The organism is Enterobacter sp. LU1 (genome assembly GCF_008271405.2).
GTDB classification, from domain to species: Bacteria; Pseudomonadota; Gammaproteobacteria; order Enterobacterales; family Enterobacteriaceae; genus Enterobacter; species Enterobacter hormaechei_C.
This window is the reverse complement of record NZ_CP043438.2, coordinates 3,515,758-3,538,658: the sequence shown is the minus strand read 5'-3', so window position 1 is coordinate 3,538,658 and position 22,901 is coordinate 3,515,758. Positions and strand designations below refer to the sequence as shown.

Annotated in this window: 23 protein-coding genes; 9 read left to right on the top strand and 14 right to left on the bottom strand. The window is 56.2% G+C overall.

Annotated elements, in window-relative coordinates; all coding sequences use genetic code 11:
- Position 1 precedes the first annotated feature (1 nt).
- The 11 genes from emrA to FZF21_RS16845 all read right to left on the bottom strand — a co-directional run bounded on the left by emrA (position 2) and on the right by FZF21_RS16845 (position 11,437).
- Positions 2-1,174: a multidrug efflux MFS transporter periplasmic adaptor subunit EmrA gene (gene emrA / locus FZF21_RS16895; RefSeq protein WP_017382776.1), complete on the bottom strand. Its 1,173-nt coding sequence runs from the start codon at positions 1,172-1,174 to the stop codon at positions 2-4.
- A 130-nt stretch (positions 1,175-1,304) separates the two neighbouring features.
- Positions 1,305-1,835, bottom strand: coding sequence for a multidrug efflux transporter EmrAB transcriptional repressor EmrR (gene emrR, locus FZF21_RS16890; protein ID WP_017694792.1), 531 nt, complete (start codon positions 1,833-1,835; stop codon positions 1,305-1,307).
- 314 nt (positions 1,836-2,149) lie between these two features.
- Positions 2,150-3,334: an MFS transporter gene (locus tag FZF21_RS16885; RefSeq protein WP_033487554.1), complete on the bottom strand. Its 1,185-nt coding sequence runs from the start codon at positions 3,332-3,334 to the stop codon at positions 2,150-2,152.
- Positions 3,335-3,538: 204 nt separating this feature from the next.
- Entirely contained in the window at positions 3,539-4,534 is a 996-nt protein-coding gene (gene proX / locus FZF21_RS16880) for a glycine betaine/L-proline ABC transporter substrate-binding protein ProX (protein WP_149121202.1), read from the bottom strand.
- Positions 4,535-4,543: 9 nt separating this feature from the next.
- Complete coding sequence (proW, locus tag FZF21_RS16875; protein WP_015571659.1) at positions 4,544-5,608, bottom strand: glycine betaine/L-proline ABC transporter permease ProW; 1,065 nt, start codon at positions 5,606-5,608, stop codon at positions 4,544-4,546.
- Positions 5,601-6,803: a glycine betaine/L-proline ABC transporter ATP-binding protein ProV gene (gene proV / locus FZF21_RS16870; protein ID WP_023295312.1), complete on the bottom strand. Its 1,203-nt coding sequence runs from the start codon at positions 6,801-6,803 to the stop codon at positions 5,601-5,603. The genes proW and proV overlap by 8 nt, the downstream gene beginning before the upstream one ends.
- 333 nt (positions 6,804-7,136) lie before the next feature.
- The gene (nrdF, locus tag FZF21_RS16865) at positions 7,137-8,096 is read right to left on the bottom strand and encodes a class 1b ribonucleoside-diphosphate reductase subunit beta (RefSeq protein ID WP_017382773.1); all 960 of its coding nucleotides are present in this window, start codon (positions 8,094-8,096) and stop codon (positions 7,137-7,139) included.
- Between the two features lie 9 nt (positions 8,097-8,105).
- Complete coding sequence (gene nrdE, locus FZF21_RS16860) at positions 8,106-10,250, bottom strand: class 1b ribonucleoside-diphosphate reductase subunit alpha (protein WP_017692796.1); 2,145 nt, start codon at positions 10,248-10,250, stop codon at positions 8,106-8,108.
- Positions 10,223-10,633, bottom strand: a complete 411-nt coding sequence (gene nrdI / locus FZF21_RS16855) for a class Ib ribonucleoside-diphosphate reductase assembly flavoprotein NrdI (RefSeq protein WP_015571656.1) — start codon at positions 10,631-10,633, stop codon at positions 10,223-10,225. Before nrdI ends, nrdE begins: the two co-directional genes overlap by 28 nt.
- Positions 10,630-10,869, bottom strand: a complete 240-nt coding sequence (gene nrdH, locus FZF21_RS16850; protein ID WP_017382770.1) for a glutaredoxin-like protein NrdH — start codon at positions 10,867-10,869, stop codon at positions 10,630-10,632. The genes nrdI and nrdH overlap by 4 nt, the downstream gene beginning before the upstream one ends.
- Before the next feature lie 241 nt (positions 10,870-11,110).
- Entirely contained in the window at positions 11,111-11,437 is a 327-nt protein-coding gene (locus FZF21_RS16845) for a DUF883 domain-containing protein (RefSeq protein WP_017382769.1), read from the bottom strand.
- Positions 11,438-11,595: 158 nt separating this feature from the next.
- Between FZF21_RS16845 and FZF21_RS16840 the strand changes: the two genes are divergently transcribed.
- Entirely contained in the window at positions 11,596-11,940 is a 345-nt protein-coding gene (locus FZF21_RS16840) for a DUF2002 family protein (protein WP_006811693.1), read from the top strand.
- 32 nt (positions 11,941-11,972) lie between these two features.
- On the opposite strand, the gene alaE is transcribed toward FZF21_RS16840, so the two are convergent.
- Positions 11,973-12,422 (bottom strand): L-alanine exporter AlaE, encoded by a 450-nt coding sequence (alaE, locus tag FZF21_RS16835; protein WP_015571653.1) that lies wholly within the window; start codon positions 12,420-12,422, stop codon positions 11,973-11,975.
- Between the two features lie 496 nt (positions 12,423-12,918).
- Between alaE and stpA the strand changes: the two genes are divergently transcribed.
- Complete coding sequence (gene stpA, locus FZF21_RS16830; RefSeq protein ID WP_015571652.1) at positions 12,919-13,323, top strand: DNA-binding protein StpA; 405 nt, start codon at positions 12,919-12,921, stop codon at positions 13,321-13,323.
- Between the two features lie 37 nt (positions 13,324-13,360).
- Here stpA and FZF21_RS16825 read toward each other — a convergent pair whose 3' ends face one another.
- On the bottom strand, positions 13,361-13,540 hold the full coding sequence (locus FZF21_RS16825; protein ID WP_015571651.1) for a hypothetical protein: 180 nt from the start codon (positions 13,538-13,540) through the stop codon (positions 13,361-13,363).
- Positions 13,541-13,882: 342 nt separating this feature from the next.
- Between FZF21_RS16825 and FZF21_RS16820 the strand changes: the two genes are divergently transcribed.
- Positions 13,883-14,041, top strand: coding sequence for a YqaE/Pmp3 family membrane protein (locus FZF21_RS16820; RefSeq protein WP_003862203.1), 159 nt, complete (start codon positions 13,883-13,885; stop codon positions 14,039-14,041).
- Here FZF21_RS16820 and FZF21_RS16815 read toward each other — a convergent pair.
- Entirely contained in the window at positions 14,038-14,967 is a 930-nt protein-coding gene (locus FZF21_RS16815) for a LysR substrate-binding domain-containing protein (protein ID WP_015571650.1), read from the bottom strand. The two genes, FZF21_RS16820 and FZF21_RS16815, sit on opposite strands and share 4 nt — an antisense overlap.
- A gap of 320 nt (positions 14,968-15,287) precedes the next feature.
- Here FZF21_RS16815 and FZF21_RS16810 point away from each other — a divergent pair, with 320 nt between their 5' ends.
- The 6 genes from FZF21_RS16810 (at position 15,288) to FZF21_RS16785 (ending at position 22,884) form a co-directional block, all read left to right on the top strand.
- On the top strand, positions 15,288-15,893 hold the full coding sequence (locus FZF21_RS16810) for an ankyrin repeat domain-containing protein (RefSeq protein WP_015571649.1): 606 nt from the start codon (positions 15,288-15,290) through the stop codon (positions 15,891-15,893).
- A 108-nt stretch (positions 15,894-16,001) separates the two neighbouring features.
- A complete protein-coding gene (gene fdrA, locus FZF21_RS16805) occupies positions 16,002-17,543 on the top strand; it encodes an acyl-CoA synthetase FdrA (protein WP_023295310.1) in 1,542 nt (513 codons plus the stop codon).
- Entirely contained in the window at positions 17,543-18,958 is a 1,416-nt protein-coding gene (locus tag FZF21_RS16800) for a DUF1116 domain-containing protein (protein WP_047738434.1), read from the top strand. Before fdrA ends, FZF21_RS16800 begins: the two co-directional genes overlap by 1 nt.
- A gap of 11 nt (positions 18,959-18,969) precedes the next feature.
- Positions 18,970-20,550: a xanthine permease gene (locus FZF21_RS16795; RefSeq protein ID WP_149121204.1), complete on the top strand. Its 1,581-nt coding sequence runs from the start codon at positions 18,970-18,972 to the stop codon at positions 20,548-20,550.
- On the top strand, positions 20,547-21,503 hold the full coding sequence (locus FZF21_RS16790; protein WP_017382762.1) for a carbamate kinase family protein: 957 nt from the start codon (positions 20,547-20,549) through the stop codon (positions 21,501-21,503). Before FZF21_RS16795 ends, FZF21_RS16790 begins: the two co-directional genes overlap by 4 nt.
- A gap of 1 nt (position 21,504) precedes the next feature.
- Positions 21,505-22,884, top strand: a complete 1,380-nt coding sequence (locus FZF21_RS16785; protein ID WP_047738437.1) for an amidohydrolase family protein — start codon at positions 21,505-21,507, stop codon at positions 22,882-22,884.
- The last annotated feature ends 17 nt before the right edge of the window (positions 22,885-22,901 follow it).

Genomic DNA, 22,901 nt, shown 5'->3' with positions numbered 1-22,901 from the left:
CTTAACCGGCGTTTGCCTTCACGATGTCATCGATCAGCTTATTGACCGGATCGAGGCTAATTTCACGGGCGTTACTTTCATAAGCTGGCGTACTGCGCACCTGGCTTGCGAGGATCTGACCGTCGCGGTTGGCGGTATCGACCGTCACCAGCGTGGAAAGGCCAATTCGCAGCGGATGGTCTGCCAGCTGCTTAGGATCCAGCTCGATACGCACAGGCAAGCGCTGTACCACTTTGATCCAGTTGCCGGTGGCGTTCTGTGCAGGCAGCAGGCTGAACGCGCTGCCGGTCCCCATGTCCAGACCGACCACTTTTCCGGTGTACTTGACGTCATCGCCGTAAATATCGCTGACCACGGTCGCGGTCTGGCCGATACGCATATGCGCCAGCTGGGTCTCTTTGAAGTTCGCATCGACCCACAGATTGTTTGCCGGAACGACCGCCATCAGCGGCGTGGTGGTGCTAATCTGCGCCCCTGGCTGTACGGAACGACGGGAAACGTAGCCGGTCATCGGGCTGACGATTTTGGTACGTTGCAGGGCAAGCCATGCGTTACGCACTTCGGTCGCCGCCTGTTTCACCGCTGGCTGGTTTTCCAGAGAGGTACCCAGCACCATCGCCTGATTAGCGTTGTACTGTTGGATCGCCACGTCCAGTTGCGCCTGTGCGCTGGCCACCGCGTCGCGGGCGTGCTGCAACTCTTCACGGCCAATCAGGTTGGCGGTGCCGAGAGGAACACGACGATTGAGGTCGCTCTGCGCCTGAGCCAGGGCCGTTTTCTGCACGTCGATATTGGCCTGAAGCTGCTTGCTGTTGATCATCAGCTGGCGGGTCTGGCGAACGCTGGAGGCCAGCGCCGTCTGTGCTTTTTCAAACGCCTGTTGGGCGTCGGTCGGGTCGAGCGTGACCAGCACATCGCCTTTTTTCACAAAGTCGGTGTTATCAGCCCAGACTTTCGTCACGCTGCCTGACACCTGGGCCATGATTTGAACCTGATTCCCTGCCACGTATGCATCGTCTGTCTCTTCAACATGACGCAAGACTAAAAACCAATAGATCCCATATGCCACGGCAATAATAATAAAGAGCAAGGTCAGCAGAATAAGGGCGCTCTTACGTTTGCCCTTTTTGTTGGCCGGTTGCTGCGGGAGGGTGTTCTCCGCATTTGCGCTCATTGTTGTTCTCCACGATCTTTTTATTTTCACATCGGCTGAGCCGACCTGTTGTCAGAAAGGCCAGCAGTTTCACGTGCTGGCCTGTCAGTTTTTCTTTTTAGCAATCTGGAATGTTGAGCGGATCGTCGCGTTAGCGCAGCGCCTCAAGGATGACGCCGTCTTCATCCATCTGGTCCAGACGGGTGAGCAGCTTGCGAGTAATGTGCTCAAGCTGGTCGCGCTCGGCGGTGCTGAGGGCAGACCAGAGCTGGTGCAGGCAGTTGTGCTGCGGTGGCAGCACTTCGCGCAAGAATTCGTGACCTTTCTCGGTCAGTTGCAGATGCAGGCAGCGGCGATCGTTATCGCTTTCACGGCGTTCAATCCAGCCGCGCTTTTCCAGTTCATCCGCGATACGGGTCGCATTGGTACGGGATGACCCCAGCGCACAGCTCAGTTCCGACGGCTGAATGCTGTGATTTTCCTGAGACTCCAGCGTAATCAACGCCATAAACAACGTCTCGTTAATCCCCTGCGCTTTCAGCATCTTGTTACGATTTTCCAGCAGCTTACCCTGCATGTGCATGCACAGGCGGGTCAGCAGGATTTCCTGATACGGGAAGTCCTCATGACGACTGGCGCGGAACTTAAGCATTTGTTCAATGGGCGTAAACGAACTATCCATTTTGGGCATAACCTCATTAATTACAGCCGATATAGTAACGACAGTGACAAATAATGTAAATGAATTATTTGTGCGGTTATATCCGCCAAACGTATGTCACCATCAGAAAGCGCCGGGTAAATCCGTGACCCGGTGAGCACAGAGAGCGTGGGGTGTGTACCCGCGAAAGAGGGGATGTGAGGACAGGGGTCTGAACTATTCATGCCGGTAGTAAATATGTCACCCACAGTAAAATTTCTGGGATAAATGATTACCGTTACCTTAACAGATGCAGGCCCCCTTTACACCCCAGGGGGCCCAAAGCTAAGTAAAACTTAGTGAATTGCTTCCTGACGGTGATAGCCGCGCCACCATACCAGCAGATTTATCGCCGCGACGATGGCGCCGATGGCGCACACGCCCGTCCAGCCCGCATGCTGCCAGGCGGAGGCTGAGATGAGCGAGCCCGCCGCGCCGCCGATAAAGTAGCTGGTCATGTACCCGGCCGTCAGACGGTTACGGGCATCCGGCTTCACGCGGTAAATCACGGTCTGGTTGGTGATATGTACACCCTGCACGGTGAGGTCGAGCACCAGAATACCGACAATCAGCGCCAGCACAGAGACGTGTCCGTACCAGATGGCCGCCCAGGAGAGCAGGAGTAAAACCAGCCCTGCGGAGGTGGTCATATGAGATTTGCCTTTGTCGGCCAGCCCACCCGCCGGGCGCGCGCCCAGTGCGCCAGCCGCGCCTGCCAGCCCGAACAGGCCAATCACGCCTTCTGAGTAGTTAAACGGCGGTGCGGCGAGCAGAAACGCCATCGACGTCCATAAGATGCTGAAGTTAGCGAAGGTGAGACACCCCAGAACGGCGCGCGTGCGCAGGAGTTTATCCCGGGTGAAGAGGCTGAAAACGGAGGCGAGGAGCTGCGGATAGTTCAGGTGATTTTCCTGCTTCACCCTTGGCAGGCCGCGCCACAGAGCCAGCGCCATGATAACCATCAGCACGCTCGCCACCCAGTAAACGGTGCGCCAGCCGCCGAGGCTCGCCAGCAGCCCGGCAACGGTTCGCGCCAGCAGGATGCCCAGCAGCAGGCCGCTCATGATAGTGCCGACCACTTTGCCGCGTTTTTCCGGGGAAGCCAGCGTCGCGGCGAGGGGAACCAGAATTTGCGCCACCACCGAGAACAGCCCCGTCAGCGCGGTGCCGATAATCATCATCGTTAACGACTGGCTGCTGGCGGTGATCAACATCCCGCCCGCCGCCAGCAGCGTCATGGAGACGATAAGCATCCGGCGCTCAAACATATCGCCTAATGGCACCAGGAACAGCAGCCCGGCCGCATAGCCGAGCTGTGCGGCGGTGACAATAAACCCGGCGGAGCTGGCTGAAAGATCGAAGGCGCGTGCGATGGTGTCGAGCAGTGGTTGTGCGTAATAGTTGCTGGCGACGGCCAGACCCGTTGCCACGGACATTAAAAGGATGAGTGCGGGGCTAAGCCCTTGAGTTGTTTTTGTCATTAGTTTCAGGAATCGTGAGTTAAGTGATTATTTTTCCGGAAACATAATAACCAATGATGGTGAATGTTGGGGAATTGTTACGTGGTGGATTGTGCGGTTAAGGTTGGGTGCGGTTTGATCCCCTCACCCCGACCCTCTCCCAGGGGGAGAGGGTGGTCATCGTTCCCTCTTCCCCTGGGAGAGGTTAGGGTGAGGGAAAATGTTTTACTTCTGCACCTCAAGCGCCTCTTTCACCCAGCCATCGAACTGCTGCTGGTGGGCTTTGATCCAGCCATCCACGTGGCCTTTGATATCAGCTTCGGATGATTTACCCGCGTGCATCATCGCGTTCTGGGCGTTAATGTCTGCCAGCGGCAGTTTCATCACCGAGAACAGCTTCGCCGCCGCCGGGTTTTTCTCGGCCCAGGCTTTGTTCGCCACAATATGCATGGTGTTCACCGGGAAGCCATAGTTCATGCCGTTTGGCAGTTTGGTGTCGATATCTTTCTGCTCGCCTGGCAGGGAGGAGAAGGGCACCTGCAACCACACCACGTCTTTGCCCGGCTTCAGCACGTCGCTCACCCAGTACGGCGTCCAGGTGTAGTAGATCACCGGCTTGCCTTCTTTAAAGCGGGCGATGGTGTCGGCCATCATCGCAGAGTAATTGCCGTGGCTCACGTCGACGGTCTTCGCCAGATCGAAGGCTTTGTTCTGGTGGTTAATCACCGCTTCACAGCCCCAGCCCGGCGAACAGCCCATCATGTCGGCTTTACCGTCACCGTTGGTATCAAACAGTTTTGCGATCTTCGGATCTTTCAGCTGTTCAATATTGGTGATGTGATATTTATCGGCGGTTTTCTTGTCGATCAGATATCCCTGCGCAGCGCCGGTCACAAAGGTGCCTTCGCGGTAGAATTTCTTGTCACCGCCTGCGGCGGCATACATGTCGTCGTGCAGCGGCTGCCAGTTCACGGCGGTAAAGGTGGCATCACCGGAGGCAATGGAGGTATAGCCCACGTTGTAATCCACTTCGCTGGCGGTATTCACCGTATAGCCCAGTTTCTCCAGCGCACGGCTGACAATCTGGGTCTGGAAGGACTCTTCCGAAATGGTGCTCTGCACCGGCTGCACGATAATGCCTTTGCCCGGCAGGTCAGCGGCAACTGCGCTGGTGGAGACAAGGGTCGCAAACGCTGTGGCAAAAAGTACGTTATGTCGCATCGTTGTTCCTTATTTTGTAAATGGGCGGGTGAGTAACCCGACAGGGCCGGTGGTGTACCAGCGACGGTTGCCGCGACTACGTGAATCACGACCGACAGCCTGGGTCAGGCGGTCAAGAATGATGGCGAGGATCACAATCCCGACGCCGCCGACGGTCGCCAGCCCCATATCGAGACGGCCAATGCCGCGCAGTACCATCTGACCTAACCCGCCAACGGCAATCATCGAGGCGATCACCACCATCGACAGCGCCAGCATCAGCGTCTGGTTAACACCTGCCATAATGGTCGGCATCGCCAGCGGAAGCTGAACCTTAAACAGCATCTGACGCGGGCTGGCGCCGAACGAGCGCGATGCCTCTATCAGATCCGCAGGCACCTGGTTAATGCCCAGAATGGTCAGGCGAATAATCGGTGGCAGGGCGAAGATAATGGTCACGACCACCCCCGGTACGTTACCGATGCCGAACAGCATCACAATAGGCACCAGGTAAACGAACGCTGGCGTGGTCTGCATCGCATCCAGCAGCGGGCGGATAATCTTCGCGGCCCGGGGGCTGCGCGCCAGCCAGATCCCCATCGGCAGGCCGATCACCACGCAGAACAGCAGGGCGGTCAGCACCAGCGCCAGGGTGATCATCGCCTGAGACCACGCGCCAATCGCGCCGATGGCAATCAGGGAGATGAGCGTGGCGATCCCCATACCCGCGCTGCCGAACTGCCATGCGATCAGCGAGAACAGGATAATCGCCACCGGCGCGGGCATGCCCAGCATCAGCTGCTGGAAGCCGTTCAGGATGTAATCCACCGGGATGCGGATCCCCTGGAACACCGGACGGAAGTGGGTAACGACCCAGTCGATCCCCTCCGTTACCCAGCTATCCAGCGGGATCAGCGTCTTGTGGAACGGATCCATAATATTGAAATGCTCTGGGGCAGGCGCTGGTGCGCTGTTGAGCCAGTCTGCCGCGCCGCCGCCATCGGCAGGCGCAGGCGTCGACCCCCACGCATCGGCAGATTGCGCCGCGCTGTCCGCTGCTTCAGTGGTGCCCCATGGGTTTGATTGATCAGCCATTGTTTGTCCCCTCGCGATCTAAAGCCTGTAGCAGCATCCGTTTTGAGATGATGCCAACGTACTGTTGTTCTTCACCGACGACCGGCACGGCGCACGGCGCCTGACCCACGTGAGAGAGCAACTCGCTGAGCGGCGTTTCGGCGTCCACGGCAAGCGGAGCGTCAATCAACGCCGCATCGATTCCCTGGTTTTCGCTCAGGGCGGTTTTCAGAGAGTCGATGGAGACCACGCCGACAAATTTATTGCCGCGTTCAACCAGATAACCGTATTCACGGTCTTCGTCCTGCAACAGCTTCAGCGCGGAGCGCGGGCCAAAACCTGGCGTTTTACGAATAATGCCGTTTGGTGTTCGACGGGCAATATCTTTCGCACTGAATACGTGGCTAATATCCACGCCGCGGAAGAAGGTGCGCACATAATCATTCGCCGGATTATTGAGAATTTCATCCGGTGTGCCGACCTGCACCACTTCACCATTTTGCATAATGGCGATACGGTCGCCAATACGCATGGCTTCATCCAGATCGTGAGAAATAAAAACAATGGTGCGCTGATGTTTGGCCTGTAATTTTACCAGCTCATCCTGCATCTCGGTGCGAATTAAGGGATCGAGCGCCGAGAAGGCTTCGTCCATTAATAAAATGTCCGGATTAATCGCTAATGCACGCGCTAATCCCACACGCTGACGCATACCGCCGGAGAGTTCATCCGGATACGCATGAGCATAATTTTCCAGCCCGACCTGACGCAGTGCATCAAGGGCTTTTTCCTGACGTTCCTGAGCGGGCGTGCCGGCTAACTCCATGCCAAAGGCGGTATTATCGAGTACCGTCATGTGCGGCATCAGTGCAAATGACTGAAACACCATCGCAATTTTCTTTCTGCGCACCTCGCGGAGATCTGCGTCTGATATTCTGGCGATATCCACGCCGTCTATCAGCACCTGTCCGCGGGTGGGTTCAATCAGGCGATTGAGAAGGCGAACCATAGTGGATTTACCCGAACCGGATAATCCCATGATGACAAAAATCTCGCCTTCTTCAATGGCCAGACTGGCGTCTTTAACGCCAAGCGATAGCCCGGTTTTTTCCAGAATTTGCTCTTTCGAAAGGCCTTTCTCAATATATTTGAATGCGCGCTGCGGGTGCTCGCCAAATACTTTATAAAGATTTTTCACTTCTAATTTAATTGCCATGCAATAGAGAGTGTCCTGTTATTTGTTTATGTCGATATGATTACCATGGTAAATAGTTAACTGGCATTACCCTAACATACTCAGAATCTGAGACAACCCTGGACCGGCCTGAGGGCGGAATTTTGCCGCAAGCGAAACGGCTGAATTTCCCATGAATAAAGGGCTGAGGGCAGTTTGAATTTTTCTCAATTTTTTGCTGCTGCATCGGGAAATTTCGCCTGAATCGGTGTGATTCAGGCGAATATGACGGGGAAATTACAGTGTAGTACGTAGTGGAATATTCGGCTGGAAATAATGAAATGCAGAGTTAATTAATGAACGTTAATTCATTCATTAAAAATCCCAGTCCTCGTCTTGCGTTTCCACCGCTTTACCCATCACGTACGACGAGCCGGACCCGGAAAAGAAGTCGTGGTTTTCATCGGCGTTGGGCGACAGCGCCGCGAGGATCGCCGGGTTCACCTCCGCCATTTCTGGTGGGAATAACGCTTCGTAGCCCAGGTTCATCAGCGCCTTGTTGGCGTTATAGCAGAGGAAGGCTTTTACGTCCTCTTCCCAGCCCGTTCCGGCGTACAGCTCTTCGGTATAGCTCAGCTCGTTGTCATACAGATCCATCAGTAAATCGAGGGCAAAACCTTTGAGTTCCTCGCGTTTTTCCGCGCTGACTTTCTCCAGCCCTTTCTGATACTTATAGCCGATGTAATACCCGTGTACCGCTTCATCGCGGATGATGAGGCGAATCAAATCGGCGGTGTTGGTGAGCTTGCCCCGGCTCGACCAGTACATAGGCAGCCAGAAGCCGGAATAGAAGAGGAAAGATTCCAGGAACACGCTGGCGATCTTCTTCTTCAGCGGCTCGTCGGCCCGGTAATATTCCAGCACCAGATCTGCCTTGCGCTGCAATGACGCGCTCTCTTCACTCCAGGCGTAGGCCGCGTCCACGTCTCTGGTCTGGCACAGGGTGGAGAAAATCGAGCTGTAGGAGCGGGCATGGACCGCCTCCATAAAGCTGATATTCGACATTACCGCCTCTTCGTGCGGGGTCAGCGCATCACTCATCAGCGCGGGCGCACCCACGGTATTCTGAATGGTGTCCAGCAGCGTCAGGCCGGTAAAGACGCGGATTGTCAGCTGCTGCTCGGCATGGCTCAGGGTTTGCCAGGCCGGAATATCGTTGGAGAGCGGGACCTTTTCCGGCAGCCAGAAGTTGCTGGTCAGGCGGTTCCAGACCTCCAGGTCTTTATCATCCTGAATTTTGTTCCAGTTAACGGCACTTACGCGTGACAGTTTCATCCTTTCTCCTTACAGCGCGCAGGACACGCAGCCTTCAATTTCGGTGCCTTCCAGCGCGAGCTGGCGCAGGCGAATGTAGTACAGCGTTTTGATGCCTTTCTTCCAGGCGTAGATCTGCGCTTTGTTGATATCCCGCGTGGTGGCGGTGTCCGGGAAGAAGAGCGTCAGCGACAGCCCCTGATCCACATGTTTAGTCGCCTCGGCGTAGGTATCAATGATCTTTTCCGGGCCAATCTCATAGGCGTCCTGGTACAGCGCCAGATTCTCGTTGGTCATAAACGGGGCAGGGTAGTAGACACGCCCGGTTTTGCCTTCCTTACGGATTTCAATCTTCGACACGATGGGGTGGATGCTCGACGTGGCGTGATTGATATAGGAAATGGAGCCGGTTGGCGGCACCGCCTGAAGGTTCTGGTTATAAATGCCGTAGCGCATCACCTCTTCACGCAGCTGTTGCCACATCTCACGCGTCGGCAGGGTGATGCCAGCGCGGGCAAACAGCGCGCGTACTTTTTCGGTTTTCGGCTGCCAGTCGCCTTCCAGATACTGGCTGAAATACTCTCCGCTGGCGTAGCGGGACTGCTCAAAGCCTGCGAACCGCTGGTGGCGTTCGCGCGCCAGCATCATCGAGGTATGCAGCGCATGCCAGGTGATGGTGTAGAAATAAAGGTTGGTGAAATCCAGCCCTTCCGGGCTGCCGTAGGCGATGCCCTCCCGCGCCAGATAGCCGTGCAGGTTCATCTGCCCAAGGCCGATGGCATGCGACGCGGCGTTGCCCGCCTCAATGGACGGTACGCTGCGGATGTGGCTCATGTCCGATACCGCCGTCAGCCCGCGAATGGCGGTCTCTACCGTGCGGCCAAAATCGGGTGAATCCATGGTATGGGCAATATTCAGCGACCCGAGGTTACAGGAGATATCCTTGCCCACGTCCGCGTAGTCGAGGTTTTCGTCGTAGGTGGACGCGCTGTTGACCTGCAAAATCTCCGAGCACAGATTGCTCATGTTGATGCGCCCGGCAATCGGGTTAGCGCGGTTCACCGTGTCCTCGTACATGATGTACGGATAGCCGGACTCAAACTGAATTTCAGCCAGCGTCTGGAAGAAATCGCGGGCGTTGATGGTTTTTTTGCGAATGCGATCGTCGGCCACCAGCTCGTCGTACAGCTCGCTTATCGCCACGTCGCCAAAGGCTTTGCCGTAAATCCGCTCAACGTCATACGGTGAGAAGAGCGCCATGTCGGCATTCTCTTTAGCCAGCTTAAACGTGATATCCGGGATCACCACGCCAAGCGACAGGGTTTTGATGCGGATCTTTTCGTCGGCGTTTTCACGTTTGGTATCCAGAAAACGCAGAATGTCCGGGTGGTGCGCGTGCAGATAAACCGCACCCGCGCCCTGACGTGCGCCAAGCTGGTTGGCGTATGAGAAGGCATCTTCCAGCATCTTCATCACCGGGATGACGCCGGAAGACTGGTTTTCGATGCGCTTAATCGGCGCGCCCGCTTCCCGCAGGTTCGAAAGCAGAAACGCCACGCCGCCGCCGCGTTTCGAAAGCTGTAGCGCCGAATTCACCGCACGGCCAATCGACTCCATATTGTCTTCAATACGCAGCAGGAAGCAGGAGACCAGTTCGCCGCGCTGGGCTTTCCCACAGTTAAGGAACGTTGGCGTGGCGGGCTGGAAGCGACCGGAGAGGATCTCCTCCGTGAGTCTTTCGGCCAGCGCTTCATCGCCCTGCGCCAGCGTCAGCGCCACCATCACCACCCGATCTTCAAAGCTTTCTAAATAGCGTTTGCCGTCAAAGGTTTTCAGGGTGTAGCTGGTGTAATACTTCCACGCGCCGAGAAACGTCTGGAAGCGAAAACCGCTGGCGTGCGCCCGTTCAAACAATGCCACCACGAAGGCGCGGTCGTAGCGTGTCAGGACACGCTCTTCGTAATAACCCTCTTTTACCAGCCAGTCGAGACGTTCCTGCTGGCTGCCAAAGACGACGCTGTTCGGGCGTACATGAGCGGCAAAAAAGGCGTCCACCGCCTCATGATCTTTGCCAAACTGAATGCGCCCCTCGCGGTCATAGAGGTTTAGCATGGCGTTTAATGCGTGGTAATCCGGCGTCGCCTGAATCACGCGTTCTGCGGTTGTCGTTGCCAAAATTCGTTCACTCCTTTACGCACGTTCTCTACGTCCTGCTGTGTCCCCATCAGTTCAAAACGATAGAGATACGGCACGCCGCATTTTTGAGAGATGACATCCCCGGCGCGGGCAAAGGCCTCGCCGAAGTTGCGATTGCCTGCGGCGATCACGCCGCGAATCAGCTGCCGGTTATGGGGATCGTTCAGAAAGCGGATCACCTGACGAGGCACAGCCCCTGCGGTGCCGCCACCTCCATAGCTGGGCACCACCAGAATGTAGGGTTCGTCTACCTGAATACGCTCCCGCTCGTTCAGCGGAATGCGTATCGCGGGCAGCCCGAGACGCTCCATAAACCGAAGCGTGTTTTCCGAGCTGCTGGAAAAGTAGACCAGCGTGCTCATGCACTGACGCCCTGAGCGGCAAGGCGGTTGATCATGTCCGGACGGAAGCCAGACCAGCTGGTGTCGCCGGCAACGACAACCGGAAGCTGACGGAAACCCTGCGCCCGCAGGGTGTCTGCCGCGTCGGGCACCTGATCAATATTGACCATCTCAAATGCCACGCCGCGGCTCTCCATCGCCCGTTTCGTGGCGTGGCACTGAACACAATCGTTACGAGTGTAAATAATAATGCTCATGATTCGTATTTCCATTTAGAATGAGAGAACGGCGCGAGTAAACGCGTCATGTTGTGTGTCTTTCTAAAGGGAATACTAGATGTAGTTGCGATAAGTTTCAACCACACAAGATATGGGAAATACAGATTAATAAGGCCCCAACGATGAGCCTGGCGGGGCAGGGCGGGCTGTGCGGGTTTTTCAGGCTGTCAGGCAAAGAAAAGCCCCGGCGCCTGAGGCGACCGGGGCTGAGAACGCGCGCTTACTTACGCAAGCTAAGCAGGGCGCCGACAAAAATCCCGACCGCCGCGACCGTTCCCAGCGTACAAAGTGGTTTTTCACGTACGAAGGTGGTGGCGCAGCTGGCCATGTCGCAGGCCGCCTGAGTGGTACGTGAGCGGCCATTCATCCTTGCCCGCGTTTCACGCAGCAGAGACTGAGCCTTACGTTTCGCGGCATCTGCTTCGTCCTTCGCGTCAGAGCCCCAGGATTTCAATACGGCTTCCAGCGTGTCCGCTAATTGGCTGACATCGTTACGAATATCCTGTGTGTCGTCATTAATATCGTTTCGGTTCGGTCTGTTAAACATACGATCCTCCATAATTTGTGTTCCCGTTTAGTTTAGTCCAGAAATGTAATATCTGAAGCGAGTCACGGCTTATCGGGCAGTTTATGGAATATTCTGAAAGCCCTGCTAATGCTGAATACTGTAAGGTTGCCGGGCAGGAATGATAATGAGGAAAAGATATGTATTTACGACCCGATGAGGTGGCGCGCGTTCTTGAAAAAGAAGGGTTCACCATGGATGAGGTAACATCAAAAGCGTACGGATATCGCCGTGGTGAGAATTATGTTTACGTCAACCGTGAAGCAAGAATGGGGCGTACTGCTCTCATTATTCACCCGACACTCAAAGACAGAAGCCTGTCATTTGCTGAGCCCGCCTCGGATATTAAAACCTGCGATCATTATCAGCAATTTCCGCTCTATTTAGGCGGCGAGACGCATGAACATTATGGTATTCCGCACGGTTTCAGCTCGCGTATGGCGCTGGAGCGGTTCCTGAAAGGGCTGTTTGGCGACGTACAATAACTCTGCGACTGGCCTGAGCCAGTCGCCTTACCTTACGCTTTTGCCTGGCTATAAGGGCTGACTTTAAACAGGCGGCGGCAGTAGTCAAGAAAGTAACCGTACACCGCACCCATCAGCATGGATACCACGATATTTGAACTTACCGCAGCGGCGATTTGATGCCAGTCTGCGCCCACCGTCAGCAAAATAACCACATACACCGGGGACTGGAACGTTACGTAAGCCAGCACGTCCGCCAGGTTTTTTACCCAACCCGCCGGGCTAATACGCCGGGCTAAACGCATCACTGCATCGCGATACAGGCCGTACGGCCAGGCAATCATGATATTCACCGGAATGGCCACCAGGCGCGACGAGAGGGATTGCTCAAAGGACATTCCCGACAGGAAAATTTCAATCAGCATATTCACGACGGAACAGTAAACGACCATCGCGAACGTATCCGCTACCGCATGGCGCAGGCGAGACTGCGGTGAGAACATGTCTGAACTCCTCGAACAGGACAAAAAAGTGACGTTTTACCTGCGGCCCTTAGTGCTTTAGGTTGGTTTGCTATGAGTGTATAGCGTATCTCTCTGGCTTTTAACTAACAAGTAGTGATTAATTTTTATTTGCAGGCGCTTTGGCCATAAAATTCTCTAAAGTTGTGCGTTTTTTGCGCGCTTCGTTATTTTCTCTCCCTGTCTATATTTTATTAAAATAAATCAATGGATTAGTTTATCAGTGCGCGTGTAAAACCTCTGTTGTATGGGAGAGTGGAGGCGGTTTTTTGAACTGTTTTAAACAGGGGTTTTTGGCCTGGGGAAGGGCGGTATATTACGCATTAAAACAGACATATATTTCGGGGTTATATTAACGGGATATTCTAAAACATTTACAATAATGTCAAAACGTCAGGGTGGGTAGATATCAGAACAAAAATCAATTATTCTGTTGCCTGATTTATGTTATACACACGAAGAAAGGTTTTTCATTATTATGGCTTTAACGTTACAGAATCTTAATAATATTCGTACCCTCCGGGCGCTGGCACGTGAATTATCCATGGATGTTCTGGAAGAAGTGCTGGAAAAATTCCGGATTGTCACTGAAGAAAAACGCAGCGAGCAGGCTGAATTAGAGCGTCAACGCGCTGAACAGCAGGATAAAATTAATGCTCTGCTGGAACTGATGAAAGCTGACGGTATTTCTCCGAGCGATCTGTTAGGCAGTGATCTGGCGCAGGCGGGTCAGCCGACGAAAAAACGTAAAGCGCGTGCGGCGAAATATCGTTTTACTGACGCGAACGGTGAAGAAAAAACCTGGACCGGCCAGGGGCGTACGCCAAAGCCAATTGCAACCGCACTGGCAAACGGTAAATCGCTGGACGATTTCCTGATCTGATGATTATTCGGGCGGTGTATTCCGCCCGATTATTGACTTAGCAGACGCCAAAGTCACCGTCTTCGGAGTACAGAACCACGTCCGCCGCTTTCAGGTGATATTTCTCGCCCTGCTCATTGCTGGCCTGCACAGCCACAATGTTTTCACCATTCACTTCGAGCACTTTCAGTTTCGGACCGCCCTGACGCGGTTGGACATAATCACCGACAGAAAACATAGCACCTCCTCATCATTGTCATGATCTTCACCATAGCCCACGTCCGGGGGCGGGGTACAGCCTAATCTTTCAGATACTCCTTATCAGGTACGTCGGTTCCACGGCATCACTTTCAGCAATCAGCGCGTTTGCCTGCTGCGGCGAAATAAGAGGAAGAGACATTGCGTTTCCTTACGGTCAATTTCAGAACAGTAGAGCATTTAAGGCGGGGGTTTAAGCCAGTGTAAAGAGGGTAAAGGCAGGTAAAAGCGCGAGAGACGCATGGCAGTTAACCGTAAACTGGCTACGCTTAGAGAAGTGTCTTTTATAATTTTCAATTGGTTAGCTTGCACGGAGTTTTTTATGGGTTTTTGGCGCGTTGTTTTTACGATTATTCTCCCGCCGCTGGGCGTGCTGCTTGGCAAGGGGCTGGGCTGGGCGTTTATTCTGAATATCCTTCTGACCATCCTGGGCTACTTCCCCGGTCTTATCCACGCGTTTTGGGTTCAGACGAAGAGCTAGGTACGCCACAGTAAGTCACTGTAGATCCGGGTCAGCACGCCTTCGGGGCCAAACTGCTGTTTGATCCAGCGCGTGACCTGACCGGTCGCCGCATGCTGCGTGGCGAGCAGCATGCGCGAATCCTGACGTGGATTATTGATCCGCCGCGTTACCAGCAGCCCGTCCTCCACCGCCTCACGCGTCATATATTCCGGTAAAAAGCCAATACCTTCCCCCAGGATCTGACACTGGCATTTCGTGTTGAAGTCCGGCACCAGAATCGCCTCCTGACCGTGAAGCAGCCAGCCCACCTTCTTGTTGATGGTATGCGCGGTGTCCTCGACCATGATATTGGGATACAGACGCAGCTGACTTTCGGAAATGGGCTCCGGGGCGAACGCCAGCGGATGCGTGGGCGCGATGGCAAATACCCAGCGGATCGCCCCTATCTCGGTGTAATCAATGCCGCCGCCGTCCAGCAGCGTATCCGGCGCGCCAATGGCGATATTGGCCTGATTATTAATGATGGAATCCCAGACGCCGTTATACACCTCGGTCGTCACCGTGATCTGGCAGGTGGGAAACTGTTTTTTCAGCACCTGGAGCAAACGCGCGGTATGGCGTGGCGTATACAAAAGCTGATTTATGCAGATGCGCACCCGCGTCTCAATGCCCTGAGAAATGGTATCAATCCCGCGCTTGATGGCATGAAAGTCATTCAGCAGGTCGGTCGCTTTACGATAAAAATAAAAACCGGATTCGGTCAGCTCAATGCTGCGCGTGTTGCGTACAAACAGCACCACGTCCAGTCCGGTCTCCATGCGTTTGATGGTGTAACTGATGGCGGAGGTGGTCACGCCCAGCTCGGCAGCCGCTTTGCTAAAACTGCCAAAACGTGCCGCGGTGGTGAAGGCCAGCAAATTCTCTTCGGTAAAGATGGAATTCATATTATGGCTCCTGGTGACCATCAGTATTGAACATATTTTAACAGCGGCGTTACATCATAGTTGATGTCGATCACAGTTCTGGATTTTTACGTAGAACCGTGCTGTGTAAGGCTTTTTCAGCCATAAGGATAATGCAGCCTGAAGCGCGTAAAAGCGGTGAAACATAAGAAAAAGGTTGCACAGACGCACATTTCTCCCGGACCGTTGAATTTAACTCAACAATGAATTGCGTGTCGATGAATCATTTTTAAGCGGATTCTTTTATGACCAGGCTGTTGCTATTCTCAGGTCATCAGAAGTGAAACATAGGGAGTCTGAATATGTCTGCAACTGCACTGGTTACAGAATTTCTGCTGGCGGCAGAAGAGGGCAATATCGACGCGCTAAAAGCCTGCCTGGAGAAAGGCGTGGATATTAACGCGACCAACCGCCAGAAAAGAACCGCCATTATTATTGCCAGCCTGAAAAAGCATTACGCCTGTGTGGAGTTTTTAATTGCCGCCGGGGCGGATATTGATAAACAGGACCAGACCTGTTTTAACCCCTTCCTGATCGGCTGCCTGACCAATGATTTAACCCTGCTGCGCATTGTCCTTCCGGCAAATCCGGATCTCGATCGTCTGACGCGCTTTGGCGGCGTGGGCATTACCCCTGCCAGTGAAAAAGGGCACGTTGAAATCGTGCGTGAGCTGCTGGAAAAAACCGACATCAACGTCAACCACACCAATTTTGTCGGCTGGACGCCGCTGCTGGAGGCCATCGTATTAAACGACGGCGGCGCAAAGCAGCAGGAAATTGTGAAGCTGCTGCTCGATCACGGCGCGAACCCGCACATGACCGATAAATACGGCAAAACCCCGCTCGAACTGGCGCGGGAAAAAGGCTTCAACGCGATCGCAGACCTGCTGCTGGCGGCAGGCGCATAGTGCATTCGGTCAGCCTTCCCCTGGCTGGCCGTTAATCAATAAACGCATTGTTACCGACGTGCATTTAGCACGACGGCGGCCCCCTTTTATCTTAAACAGGTGAAAATAATGCCAACCAAAATCGTCATAAAAAAGAATACGTATTTCGATTCGGTTTCCTTAATGTCGGTTTCCACCAAAGCCAATAAATTGCCGGGCGTCGAGCAGGCGTTTGTGGCGATGGCGACGGAAATGAACAAAGGGGTATTAAAAAACCTCGGGCTATTAACGCCGGAATTAACGGACGCGAAAAACGGCGACCTGATGATCGTTATTAAAGGCGACGCGGCGAATGAGGAAACCCTCGCCGCCATTGAAGCGTTATTCACGCGTAAAGAGCGCACTGGCTCCCATGAAGCACGCTACGCGACGATTGCCAGCGCCAAAACCCATCGTCCGGACAGCAACCTTGCGGTGATTTCCGTCAACGGCACCTTCGCCGCACGGGAAGCGCGCCAGGCGCTGGAAAACGATCTTAACGTGATGCTGTTCTCCGATAACGTATCGCTCGACGACGAGCTGGCGCTGAAGCAGCTGGCGCATGAAAAGGGTCTGCTGATGATGGGGCCAGACTGCGGCACCGCCATTATCAACGGCGCGGGGCTGTGCTTCGCCAATGCGGTGCGTCGCGGGCAGATTGGCATCGTTGGTGCCTCCGGCACCGGCAGCCAGGAGCTGAGCGTGCGCATTCACGAGTTCGGCGGCGGCGTGTCGCAGCTGATTGGCACCGGCGGACGCGATCTCAGCGAGAAGATCGGCGGCCTGATGATGCTCGATGCCATCGACATGCTGGAGGCGGACGACGCGACCCGGGTGATAGCGCTCATCTCCAAACCGCCTGCACCCGCGGTGGCTGAGAAAGTACTGGCCCGGGCTCGCGCCTGCCGCAAGCCTGTGGTTGTGTGCTTCCTGGGCAGCAACGAACCGCCAGCCGATGAAGACGGTTTACAGTTTGCTCGTGGCACTAAGGAGGCGGCCCTGAAAGCGGTGCTGCTTACCGGCATTAAAAAAGACGACCTGGATTTACATCCGCTCAACTGGCCGCTGATCGAAGAGGTACGCGCCCGCCTGACGCCGCAACAGAAGTACATTCGCGGCCTGTTCTGCGGCGGCACCCTGTGCGACGAAGCGATGTTTGCCGCGCTGGAGAAATTTGACGATGTTTACAGCAACATCCAGCCGGATCCGGCCAGGCGTCTGAAAGACATCAGCGTCAGCCAGGCCCACACCTTCCTTGATTTCGGTGACGACGACTTCACCAACGGCAAGCCACACCCGATGATCGACCCGACCAACCGCATCAGCCGCCTGCTACAGGAGGCGCGCGATCCGCAGGTGGGGGTGATCGTGATGGATTTCGTGCTTGGCTTTGGCGCGCATGACGATCCGGTTGGGGTGATGATCGAGGCGATCAAAGAGGCACAGGCGATCGCGAAAGCCGACAACCGTCCGCTGGAAATTCTCGGCTACGTGCTCGGCACCGATCAGGATCCGCAGTCGCTGGCGCAGCAGTGCCAGCTGCTGACTGACGCAGGCGTCATCTGGGCCAGCAGCAGCACCAATACCGGATTACTGGCACGCGAATTTGTCTGCAAAGGGGAGAGAGCATAATGACGACCTTATTCAACCAGCCGCTGAACGTGATTAACGTCGGGATTGCGATGTTCAGCGACGACCTCAAAAAACAGCACGTTCCCGTAACCCAGCTCGACTGGACGCCGCCGGGGCAGGGCAATATGCAGGTGGTGGACGCGCTCGACCAGCTGGCGGAAAAACCGCTGGCGGAGAAAATTGCCGCCGCGAACAAAATTGCCCTTGAGCGGATTATTCAGTCCCATCCGGTGCTGGTGGGCTATGACCAGGCCATCAACGTGGTGCCGGGCATGACCCGCACGACCATTCTGCACGCCGGTCCGCCTGTTACCTGGGAAAACATGTGCGGGGCGATGAAAGGCGCGGTTACCGGCGCGCTGGTGTTTGAAGGGCTGGCGACGGATCTGGACGATGCGGCAAGGATCGCCGCCTCCGGAGATATTACGTTCTCGCCGTGCCACGAGCATGACTGCGTGGGCTCGATGGCGGGCGTCACCTCCGCGTCGATGTTTATGCACATCGTTGAGAACAAAACCTACGGCAACCGCGCCTTCACCAACCTCAGCGAGCAGATGGCGAAGATCCTGCGCATGGGGGCTAACGACCAGAGCGTGATCGAGCGCCTGAACTGGATGCGCGACGTGCTCGGCCCGATGCTGCGCGACGCGATGAAGATTATCGGCGAAATCGACCTGCGCCTGATGCTGGCCCAGGCGCTGCACATGGGCGACGAGTGCCACAACCGCAACAACGCGGGCACCACGCTGCTTATTCAGGCGCTGACGCCGGGGCTGATCCAGGCGGGCTATCCGGTGGCGCAGCAGCGTGAAGTGTTCGAGTTTGTCGCCAGCAGCGACTACTTCTCCGGTCCGACGTGGATGGCGATGTGTAAGGCCGCGCTGGATGCCGCCCACGGCATTGAGTACAGCACCGTCGTCACCACCATGGCGCGCAACGGCTACGAGTTCGGCCTGCGCGTTTCCGGCCTGCCGGGGCAGTGGTTCACCGGCCCGGCGCAGCAGGTGATCGGCCCGATGTTCGCGGGCTATAAGCCGGAAGACTCCGGGCTGGATATCGGCGACAGCGCGATTACCGAAACCTACGGCATCGGCGGCTTTGCAATGGCGACGGCCCCGGCCATCGTTGCGCTGGTGGGCGGCACGGTGGAGGAAGCCATCGATTTTTCTCGCCAGATGCGCGAAATCACCCTCGGCGAAAACCCGAACGTCACCATTCCGCTGCTGTCGTTTATGGGCATCCCGACCGCCATCGACATCATGAAGGTCGCGGGCAGCGGCATTCTGCCGGTCATTAATACCGCCATTGCCCACAAGGACGCCGGGATCGGCATGATTGGGGCGGGCATCGTTCACCCGCCGTTTAGCTGTTTTGAAAAGGCGCTGTTAACCTTCCGCGATCGCTTCGTTCTATAAGGTATGCATCCATGAAAAACATGAAACTGGAGTGGAAAAGAGGTGACTGGGCAGCTTATTTCGGGTTGATGACCAACAACCTGACCAATTTGCTGACCATGATGGGGCTGCTCATTTTTGTCGTCGGCATCCCGAAGGAGATTGTTTATGGACGCATCGCGCCAGCCTTCGGGCTGGCGGTGCTGGTGGCGAGTCTTTGCTATACGTGGTTTGGCCTGCAAATGGCGCGCGCCACCGGACGAACGGACGTCACCGCGCTGCCGTCCGGCCCAAGCGCGCCGTCGATTTTTACCGTGACCTTCCTGGTCTTAATGCCGGTTTACCAGCAAACCGGCGATGCGGATTTCGCGATTCAGATTGGCCTGGTGTGGTGCTTTGTGGAAGCGATGATCCTCGCGGGCGGTTCCTTCCTGGGGGAAACCATCCGCAAGATGATCCCGCGTACCGTGCTGCTGTCGTGCTTGTCCGGTCTTGGCCTGCTGCTGCTGGCGATGAACCCGATGTTGCAGGCGTTCGAAGCGCCGACCGTGTCGTTTATCGTCCTGCTGCTGATCTTCATTAACTGGTTCGGTAAAAAGCCGATTTTCGCCAAAATCCCGACCGGCCTGCTGCTGTTAATTGCCGGTACTCTGCTTGCGTGGATCTCCGGCCTGCAAAGCCCGGATGCCATTAAAGCGTCCATGTCATCATTCGGCTTTAACCCGCCAGAAGTGCACGTGGACAGCTTCATGCAGGGACTGCCGCACGCGCTGCCGTATCTGGCGTCCGCCGTACCGCTGGGGCTGGCGAACTACATCTTTGACCTGGAGAACATCGAAAGCGCCCACGCGGCGGGGGATGAATACCCGACCCGCAAGGTAATGCTGGCGAACGGTCTGGCCTCGATGCTCGGCTGCCTGATGGGCAATCCGTTCCCGGTCACGGTATACGTCGGCCATCTTGGCTGGAAAGCGATGGGCGCCAGCATCGGCTACACCCTGGCGTCCGGCGTGACCATGTTCATCGTGCCGCTGTTCGGGCTGGGGGCCTTTATGCTCGCCATCATACCGATGACCGCCATCGTGCCGATTCTGGTGTTTATCGGCGTCGTCACCGCCAACCAGGTGGTGAGGGAGACCCCGAAAGTGGAGGTGCCCGTCATCTTCATCTGCCTGTTCCCGTGGATCGCCAACTGGGCGCTGACCATGATGAACAGCGTGATGAGCGCGGCGGGGACCAGCGCGGCGAAAATCGGCACCGACGTGCTACACAGCAAGGGGATCTACTACGAAGGGCTGATGCATCTCGGCAACGGCGCGCCGCTCGCCAGCATGCTCTGGGGCTGTATCGCCATTTTCGCCATCCTCAACAAACCGCTGCGTGGGGCCGTCGCGGCGGCCGGTGGAGCGCTGCTGGCGCTGTTTGGGGTGATCCACGCGCCGGTGGTGGGCTTTGCCGAGGGCAGTTCCCTGATGTTCGTCACGGCCTACCTGATGATGGGCGGGATGTTTGTGGTGAAGCATGTGCTGGATACCTCTGTTAATCCCCCTCTCCCTGTGGGAGAGGGCCGGGATGAGGGCACCAGAACGCACCTTCTAAAGGAAACAAAATGAAAGAGCTTATGGTCGTCGCCATCGGCGGCAACAGCATTATCAAAGACAACGCCAGCCAGTCGATTGAGCATCAGGCGCAGGCGGTCAAAGCGGTGGCTGAGTCGGTGCTCGAAATGCTGGCCTCGGACTATGACATCGTGCTCACCCACGGCAATGGCCCGCAGGTGGGGCTGGATCTGCGCCGCGCCGAAATCGCCCACGAGCGGGAAGGGCTGCCGCTGACCCCGCTGGCAAACTGCGTGGCGGATACCCAGGGCGGGATCGGCTACCTGATCCAGCAGGCGCTCAACAACCGCCTGGCGGCGCGCGGGGAACAAAAAGCGGTCACGGTCGTCACCCAGGTGGAGGTGGATAAAAACGATCCTGGCTTTACGCACCCGACAAAACCCATCGGCGCGTTCTTCAGCGAGGCGCAGCGCGACGAACTGCAACTTGCGCACCCGGACTGGCATTTTGTTGAGGATTCAGGCCGGGGGTATCGCCGCGTGGTGGCTTCACCGCAGCCGCGGCGCATCGTTGAGTCGGATGCCATCAAGGCGCTGACGCAGAAAGGATTTGTGGTGATCGGCGCGGGCGGCGGAGGCATTCCTGTGGTGCGCAGTGAACAGGGCGATTACCAGAGCGTGGACGCGGTGATAGATAAAGATCTCTCTACCGCGCTGCTGGCGCGCGAGATCCGCGCCGACGTGCTGGTGATCACCACCGGCGTGGAGAAAGTGTGCATCCACTTCGGCAAGCCAAACCAGCAGGCGCTGAGCACGGTGAACGTGGCGCAGATGACGCGCTACATGGAAGAAGGGCATTTTCCGGCGGGCAGCATGTTGCCGAAAATCGTCGCCTCGCTGGAATTTTTACGCCATGGCGGCAGGCGGGTGATCATTACCTCGCCGGACTGCCTGCCCGCAGCGCTGCGCGGTGAAACGGGTACCCACATTATTAATGAAGGAAGATAAGATGAGTGAGAATAAAAGCCGCCGCGAGTTTATCAGCCAGAGCGGCAAAATGGTTACCGCCTGCGCGCTGTTTGGCGCCACGGGTTCCGTCGCGTATGCTGCCGATTCAGCAAAGGCAACCTGCGAGACGGGTAAACCGATGAACATCACCGCAAAACATTACTATCTCGACAACGTGCTGCTGGAAGCCGGGTTTAACTTCGACGGCAGCGTGGCGACAAGTACCCGCACCGAGCTGAAAACGCTGGAAATCAAAGACGGGAAAATCGTCACCCTGCGCGACAACAACAGCCACGCGGACGCGACCCTGCCGCACTTCGACGCGGGCAAAAAGCTGATGCTCCCGGCGATGCGCGACATGCACATCCATCTGGATAAAACCTTCTACGGCGGCCCGTGGCGCTCCCTGAACCGTCCGGCGGGCACCACCATTCAGGACATGATCCGCCTGGAGCAGAAGCTGCTGCCGGAGTTACAGCCCTACACGCAAGAACGCGCCGAAAAGCTGATCGACCTGATCCAGTCCAAAGGGTCAACCATCGCCCGCAGCCACTGCAACATAGAGCCGGTTTCCGGCCTGAAAAACCTGGAAAATTTGCAGGCGGTACTGGCGCGCCGAAGCCCTGGTTTTGACTGCGAAATCGTTGCCTTCCCGCAGCACGGCCTGCTGCTGTCTCATTCTGAAAAGCTGATGCGCGAGGCGATGCAGGCGGGGGCGCATTACGTGGGCGGGCTGGACCCGACCAACGTCGACGGCGCGATGGAGAAATCCCTCGACACCATGTTCCAGATTGCGCTGGATTATGACAAAGGGGTGGATATCCATCTGCATGAAACCAGCCCGGCGGGCGTGGCGGCGGTGAACTACATGGTAGAAACCGTGGAGAAAACGCCTGCGCTGAAGGGAAAGCTGACCATCAGCCACGCCTTCGCCCTGGCGACGCTTAACGAGCAAGAGGTGGATGAGATCGCCACCCGCATGGCGGCGCAGCAGGTGACCATCGCCTCCACCGTGCCGATTGGCACTCTGCACATGCCGCTGAAGCAGCTGCGTGATAAAGGCGTGTTTGTCATGACCGGTACCGACAGCGTGATCGACCACTGGTCGCCGTACGGTCTGGGGGACATGCTGGAGAAAGCCAATCTCTACGCCCAGCTCTATATTCGCCCGAACGAGCAGACGCTTTCGCGCGCGCTGGGCATTGCCACCGGCGACGTGCTGCCGCTGAACGACAAAGGCGAGCGCGCGTGGCCGAAAGCGCAGGACGACGCCAGCTTTGTGCTGGTAGATGCCTCCTGTTCTGCCGAGGCCGTGGCACGCATCTCTCCGCGTACCGCTACGTTCCATAAGGGGAGTCTGGTCTGGGGCTCTGTGGGTTAATGTGGTGCCGGGTGGCG